Annotated in this window: 5 protein-coding genes; 1 reads left to right on the top strand and 4 read right to left on the bottom strand. The window is 66.4% G+C overall.

From position 1 onward, the window contains the following. Positions 1-127: 127 nt before the first annotated feature. Positions 128-643 carry a methylated-DNA--[protein]-cysteine S-methyltransferase gene (gene ogt / locus ASE90_RS15950; RefSeq protein WP_235531869.1) on the bottom strand — a complete coding sequence of 172 codons (516 nt, stop codon included), beginning with the start codon at positions 641-643 and terminating at the stop codon, positions 128-130. A 111-nt stretch (positions 644-754) separates the two neighbouring features. On the opposite strand from ogt, the gene ASE90_RS15955 reads away from it, so the two are divergent. Then, a complete protein-coding gene (locus ASE90_RS15955; protein WP_082449871.1) occupies positions 755-1525 on the top strand; it encodes a bifunctional transcriptional activator/DNA repair enzyme AdaA in 771 nt (256 codons plus the stop codon). A 351-nt stretch (positions 1526-1876) separates the two neighbouring features. Here the strand turns inward: ASE90_RS15955 and ASE90_RS15960 are convergent, their stop codons facing one another. From ASE90_RS15960 to ASE90_RS15970, 3 genes are read right to left on the bottom strand one after another with little or no spacing between them, the layout of a single operon-like run. Then, positions 1877-3868 (bottom strand): M3 family metallopeptidase, encoded by a 1992-nt coding sequence (locus ASE90_RS15960; protein ID WP_235531870.1) that lies wholly within the window; start codon positions 3866-3868, stop codon positions 1877-1879. Between the two features lie 11 nt (positions 3869-3879). Next, on the bottom strand, positions 3880-5232 hold the full coding sequence (locus ASE90_RS15965; RefSeq protein ID WP_082449872.1) for an L-serine ammonia-lyase: 1353 nt from the start codon (positions 5230-5232) through the stop codon (positions 3880-3882). After that, positions 5229-6311 carry a PLP-dependent cysteine synthase family protein gene (locus ASE90_RS15970; RefSeq protein WP_235531872.1) on the bottom strand — a complete coding sequence of 361 codons (1083 nt, stop codon included), beginning with the start codon at positions 6309-6311 and terminating at the stop codon, positions 5229-5231. The genes ASE90_RS15965 and ASE90_RS15970 overlap by 4 nt, the downstream gene beginning before the upstream one ends. Positions 6312-7021 lie beyond the last annotated feature (710 nt).

Genomic DNA, 7021 nt, shown 5'->3' on the forward strand with positions numbered 1-7021 from the left:
CAGCGTATGCTGAAGCCGCTGACGCGCAGGGACGCTGCGTCCAGCGGAACCCGCCGCGTCTCCACGTCTCTGCGCGGGAATCTACCTTCTTCTTCGCGTCATCGCGCCTTCGCGTGAACCCAATCCCTTAAACCAAACCAACCCCCTCATGCGCCAGCAACCACCGCTTGCGCTCCAGCCCACCACCGTAACCCGTGAGCGCCCCCGACCGCCCGATGATGCGATGGCACGGCACGACGATCGCGATCGGGTTCGATCCATTGGCCAGCCCGACCGCCCGCACCGCGCTCGGCCGCCCGATCGCGGCGGCGATATCGACATAGGCGACCGTCCGCCCCGCCCCGACATCACGCAATGCCTTCCACACCGAACGCTGAAAGTCGGTCCCGCCCGTCGCGGTCGGCAGCCGGTCGATCGCCGCCACGTCGCCTGCGAAATACGCGGTCATCGCCCGCATCGCGTCACTGGTCCGCCCCGCCGGCATGACCCGCCACCCGCCCGGTCGATAGTGCAGCTGCAACAGCCGCTCCATCCGCGCACCGAAATCCTCGAATTCCAGCACCCGCAACACCCCGTCGCCATCGGTCAGGATGGTGATCGTGCCGACCGGACTGGGCAGCCATTCCTCATACAGCGTCATCATGCCGGCAATCTGGCCCCGCGCCCGACCGACTGCCAGCGGAAACCGGACACGACACCACACCCATGTCCGTTTTCCGCTAGTCGCGCTTCGCAGCGGCGATAAGGTCGCCCCATGCTCGACCCCGACCATTGCTATGCCGCGATCGAACGCCGCGATCCGACGCAGGACGGGCTGTTCTTCACCGCCGTCCGCACGACGCGTATCTATTGCCGCCCGGTCTGCCCGGCGCGCACCCCGATCCGCGACAACGTCACCTTCTACGCCAGCGCGGCGGCGGCGCAGGCGGCGGGTTACCGTCCGTGTCTGCGCTGCCGGCCCGAAACCGCTCCCGACAGTCCGGCATGGGCCGGCACGCTCGCCTCGATCCACCGTGCGCTCCGCCTGATCGATGACGGCGCGCTGGCGGAGGGCAGCGTCGCCGCGCTGGCCGACCGGCTGGGGATGACCGATCGCCATCTGCGCCGGCTGTTCGTCGACCATCTGGGGCTGACCCCCCTCGCGATCGAGGCGACCCGCCGCCTGCACCTCGCCAAGCATCTGGTCCACGACACCCGCCTGCCGCTGACCGACATCGCCTTCGCGGCCGGCTATGGCAGCGTCCGCCGGTTCAACGAAGCGTTCCAGTCCGCCTTCGGCCGCGCCCCCTCGGCGCTGCGGCGCGAAGGCACGCCCCCCGATCCGGCCGCGCCGATCACGGTCACCATCGCCCACCGCCCCGATTTCGTGCCCGCCGGCCCGGTCCGGGTCGCGCTACCCGAAGGCCATGCCGAAGTGACGCCGGGCAAAAACCGGACCCTGCGCATCACCCTGACCGACGTCCCGCTTCCCGCGTTGGGCCGCGCCATCGCCGCCGCCAAACGCGCGGTGTTCGCAGGGAACTGAAAACACCGTCCTACAGGTGTGCGGACGGCCAGGATCGCTGCCGTTCTTTCTCATTCCTGTTCATCACGCGAAGGTGCGAAGGCGCGAAGGTAGGAAATTAGGGGTTCGCGCGGAGCCGCGGAGGAGTTGCGCTCGGTGCGACCTCCCCCGCGCCAGCGGGCCTCATGCCAAGCTGTCAGCGAGCGCACCGTCTCCCGATCGCGAACGGTTCGCAAAAAACGCAGCCCCTCCGCGTCTCCGCGCTTTCGCGTGAAAACGGATTTTCTCTTCGTGCCTTAGCGCCTTCGCGTGAGCCAAAACCGACAAGGACGAAAACCTGCGCGAGTGTGACTTTCGTGACCTTTGGCCCGATCAGGCCAACCCATGCCGCGCCAGCATCGCCGCCGGATCGGGATCGCGCCCGCGAAACGCCCGGAACAGTTCGATCGCCGGCCGCACCGCGCCTTGGGCGAGCACCGTCTCGCGCAACCGGTCGCCGGTCGCCCGGTCGACCGTACCCGCCTCGACGAACGCGGCAAAGCCGTCCGCCGCCAGCAGCTCCGCCCACAGATAGCTGTAATACCCCGCCGCATAGCCCCCGGCGAAGATATGCGAGAAGGCATGGGGGAAGCGATGCCATGCCGGTGGCCGCACCACCGATACTTCGTCGCGCACCGCCTCGATCACCGCGATCGGGTCATCGCCCTGCGTGCCCAGATGCAGCAGCAGGTCGAACATCGCGAACTCGATCTGCCGCAACAGGAACATGCCCGACCCGAAGCGCCGCGCCGCCAGCATCCGCTCGAACAGGTCGCTCGGCAGCGGCTCGCCGGTTTCGACATGGCCCGACATCGCCGACAGCACCGACGGCTCCCACGCGAAATCCTCCAGCAACTGGCTCGGCAGCTCGACCGCATCCCATTCGAACCCGGTCGTCCCGGCGATGTCCGGTCGCGGCACGCGGGTGAACAAATGGTGCAGGCAATGGCCCGTCTCATGCAGCAGCGTGACGACGTCGTCATGGCTCAGCAGCGGCGTCGCCCCCCCGGTCGGCGCGAAGTTGCAGACCATATAGGCGACCGGGATGCCGTCCGCCGGATCGGCGCGATAGGGCCGGGCAGGGGCCATCCACGCGCCGCCCTTCTTCCCCGCCCGCGCATGCAGGTCGAGGTAGAGGCCGGCAAACACCCCGTTGCCGTCGGCAACATCGTAATAGCACGCATCGGGATGATAGGTCGCGACGTCGCTCCGCTTGGTCAGCGTCAGCCCGAACAACTGGCCCAGCAGCTTGCGCCACCCGCCAAGCACCCGGTCGACCGGAAAATATTGCTTCACCACCGACTGGTCGATCGTATGGGCATGCCGCTTCAGCCGGTCGCTGACGAAGCCGATATCCCAGGGTTGCAGGTCGGCAATGCTCAGATGCTCAGCGGCAAAGCCGCGCAGTTCGGCCATCTCCGCCTCGGCATGCGGCCGCGCCCGCTTGGCGAGGTCGCGCAGAAACGCCAGCACTTCCGCCACGTCCGGCGCCATCTTGGTGCTCAGCGACCGCGCGACCGGATCGGTGAAGCCCAGCAGCGTCGCCGCCTCGTGCCGCAGCGACAGGATGCGACGGATGCGATCGCCATTGTCGAACCTGCCCGCATCCGGCCCCTGATCCGACGCCCGCGTGCCAAAGGCGCGATAGACCTCCGCCCGCAGGTCGCGGTCCTCGGCAAAGGTCAGGACCGCGACGACGCTCGGCTGTTGCAGCGTCACGACCCAGCCGTCCAGCCCACGCGCTGCTGCCGCCGCCGCCATCATCGCCCGGTCCGCGTCCGACAGCCCGGTGAGTCGCGCGGGGTCGGTAACGTGCAACGTCCACGCATCGGTCGCGTCGAGCACCGCACTGGCGAATTCGGTCTGGAGCGCCGACAATTCGGTCGCGACGTCCTTGAACCGCGCGCGATCGACATCGTCCAGCGCGACGCCCGCCAGCGTGCGGTCGCGGATCGACCGTTCGACCGCCATCCGGTCGGCATCGTCCAGCTCGGCGAATTCGGGCGCGACCGCCAGCGTCCGCAGCGTGTCGAACATCGCCCGGTCCTGCTGCGCCGCGATCCCGCGCGCGGTCAGCACCGCCTGTCCCGCCGCATGTGCCTCGCGCAATTCGGGCGTGTCGGCAACGGCATGCAGGTGCCAGACGGTCGACCAGAAATCGTCGATCGCGACGTCCGCCGACTCGACCGGCAACCACGTATCGGCAAAGCCGGGGCGCGCCGCCTTGGCCTGTTCGGCAACGGCATCGCGCTCAGCCAGCAGCGTGTCGAGCGTGGGCGCGATCGTGGTCGGGGTGATCGCGGCGAAATCGGGAAGCTGGGACAAGCGTAAATCCTTCAACATTCGACGACATTGACCGCCAGGCCGCCCTGGCTGGTCTCCTTGTACTGGCTCTTAATATCCTCGCCGGTCTGGCGCATCGTCTCGATCACCTGATCGAGGCTGACAATGTGGCGACCATCGCCGTGCAGCGCCAGATAGGCGGCGTTGATCGCCTTGATCGCGCCCATCGTATTGCGCTCGATGCACGGGATCTGCACCAGCCCGCCGATCGGATCGCAGGTCAGGCCCAGATTATGCTCCATGCCGATCTCGGCGGCATTCTCGACCTGTGCCGGCGTCGCGCCAAGGGCTGCGGCAAGCCCGGCGGCCGCCATCGAACAAGCGACTCCGACCTCGCCCTGACACCCCATCTCGGCCGCGGAGATCGACGCGTTCTGCTTGTAGAGAAACCCGATCGCCGCCGCCGTCATCAACAGCGTGTGCGCTCCGGCACGGGTCGATCCATGGACGAACGTCTCGTAATATTTCAGCACCGCCGGGATCACCCCCGCCGCGCCGTTGGTCGGTGCGGTGACCACGCGGCCACCCGCCGCATTCTCTTCGTTCACCGCCAGCGCCCACAGGCTGACCCATTCGAACACGACGCTGGGATCGCTGCGGGGGCCGCGCTCCAGCAGTTTCTCACGAATCGCCCGCGCCCGCCGCTGGACCCGTAAGCCTCCGGGCAGTTCGCCGCTCCCGGTACAGCCGCGATCGATCGAGGCGAGCATCGCCGAGCGCACCGCATCCAGGAAGCCGACTGTCTCCGCCTCCGCCCGCCATGCGCTTTCGTTGGCGGCGACGATTTCGGCGATCGACTGCCGGGTGTCGGTGCAGATCGTCAGCAGTTCCGCGCCGCTGGTAAAGGGGTGGGGCAGCGTCAGGTTCAGCCGAGGAGGCGTCTCGCCCTCGGCCCGGATCGCGCCGCCGCCGATCGAATGATAGCGCCGCACGATCCGGCTTCCGTCGGCAAGGACTGCCGTGAACGCCATCGCGTTGGGATGGCCGGGCAGGAAGCCGGGATGGAAGACGATGTCACGCGCCGGATCGAACGCGATCGGGTATTTCCCCGCCAAGTCGATCGAGCAGTCGGCATGGATCGCGGCGACCATCGCCGTCACCGCATCGGGATCGACCCCTTCGGGCGTCGCGCCCGACAGCCCCAGCAAGATCGCGACATCGGCGGCATGGCCTCGACCGGTCAGCGACAGCGACCCATAGAGGTCGCACAGGACCCGTTCGGGCGCGATGCCCTCTTCCTCGAGCATCGTCGCAAAGGCATGGGCGGCGCGCATCGGTCCGACGGTGTGCGAACTCGACGGCCCGATACCGATCGTGAACAGGTCGGTGATGCTCAGCGGGGTCATGCCGGATTGCCGAGCAACGCCGCGAACCGGTCCGCCGCCGGGCGCCAGTCGATCTCGCGCGCCGCCAGCCAGTCGTCGTCATAATAGGTATCGCCGTAGCGCAGCCCCGAATCGCACAGGATCGTCACGACCGATCCCCGCTGCCCCGCCGCCGCCATTTCCGCGATCAGCGTGGCGCAGGCGACGATATTGGTCCCGGTCGATCCGCCGACCGGCCGCCCGAGCCGTGCGCTGATCGCCCGCATCGCCCCGATACTGTCGGCATCGTCGACGGCGATCATCCGGTCGATGACGGCGGGCACGAAGCTCGGCTCGACCCGCGGCCGTCCGATACCTTCGATGCACGAACATTCGCCTTCGACCATATGGATCGTCGGGTCGGCATAATGGCGGTGAAAGACCGATGCTGCCGGGTCGGCGACGCACAGCCGTGTCGCATGCCGACCATAGCGGATGAAGCGGCCCAGCGTCGCCGATGTGCCGCCGGTCCCGGCACCGCACACGATCCAGCTCGGCTCGGGCGAATCCTCCTTCGCCATCTGCGCAAAGATCGATTCGGCGATGTTGTTGTTGCCCCGCCAGTCGGTCGCCCGCTCGGCATAGGTGAACTGGTCGAGATAATGGCCGCCGCTGGCGTCGGCCAATGCCTGTGCCGCCGCATATACGTCGCGCGGATCATCGACGAAATGCACTTCGCCGCCCTGGAACCGGATCGCATCGATCTTCGCGCTGGCGATGGTCCGCGGGACGACGGCAATGAACCGCAACCCGATCAACCGCGCGAAATAGGCTTCCGACACTGCGGTCGACCCGCTGGTCGCCTCGACCAGTACCGTGTCCGGACCGATCCACCCATTGCACAGCCCATATAGGATCAACGAACGGGCGAGCCGATGCTTCAGGCTGCCGGACGGATGGACCGATTCGTCCTTCAGGTAGAGCGTAATTCCCGGTGTCGCCGGCAGTTCGACGCGGATCAGATGCGTATCCGCCGACCGGCAGAAATCGGCTTCCAACCGCCGGATCGCATCCAGCGTCCAGATGCGATCATGCGAAGGCGGCGTGGGAGCGGCGGTCAACGGGATGATCCTCTCAAAAAATACTATCATCCGCCTTATGACGCGGTCGGGGAACAGGGGGAAGGGCGCGCCAATATCGCCGCAATCGCCCGGAAACGGCACGCAGGATCGCAAAATCACATGGAACCGGAAAAAATGCGAAAACGTTGTTGACGCCTTCTGAAGCCGCCCATATAAGCAGCTTCACCGGACGACGAGACGCTCTTCGCTTCTCCCGCCGGTCGCCTCGCTGATCTTCGGATCGTGCCGCTGATGCGGATAGCGAGTTGCTCTTTTTATCCGGGACCTGGTGCTAACCGAATGGTTGGTGCCATGTGTTCCGGTCTCTCTATCGCCGGTTCGCTGGCGCTTCGGCCTTGGTGGTTTGGAGCAGGGAGNTCCGGGACCTGGTGCTAACCGAATGGTTGGTGCCATGTGTTCCGGTCTCTCTATCGCCGGTTCGCTGGCGCTTCGGCCTTGGTGGTTTGGAGCAGGGAGTGCTATTTGACATTGTTGATGTAGATGAAGGGACATGTGGGCGGCGGCTTGCGGTCTATGCCATTCAAGGTGGTATTGGATCGTTTAAAAGTTAAGTCGGCTCATATGTCTTACAACCACCATATTGTATGTGCAGAGCCGGCTCCTTGAAGTGAGCCGAGTGCATCTGGTTATTCCACCGGGTGTATTTGGAACATCAAACTTGAGAGTTTGATCCTGGCTCAGAACGAACG

The sequence above is a fragment of the Sphingomonas sp. Leaf67 genome (assembly GCF_001421965.1).
In the GTDB taxonomy this organism is placed as follows: domain Bacteria; phylum Pseudomonadota; class Alphaproteobacteria; order Sphingomonadales; family Sphingomonadaceae; genus Sphingomonas.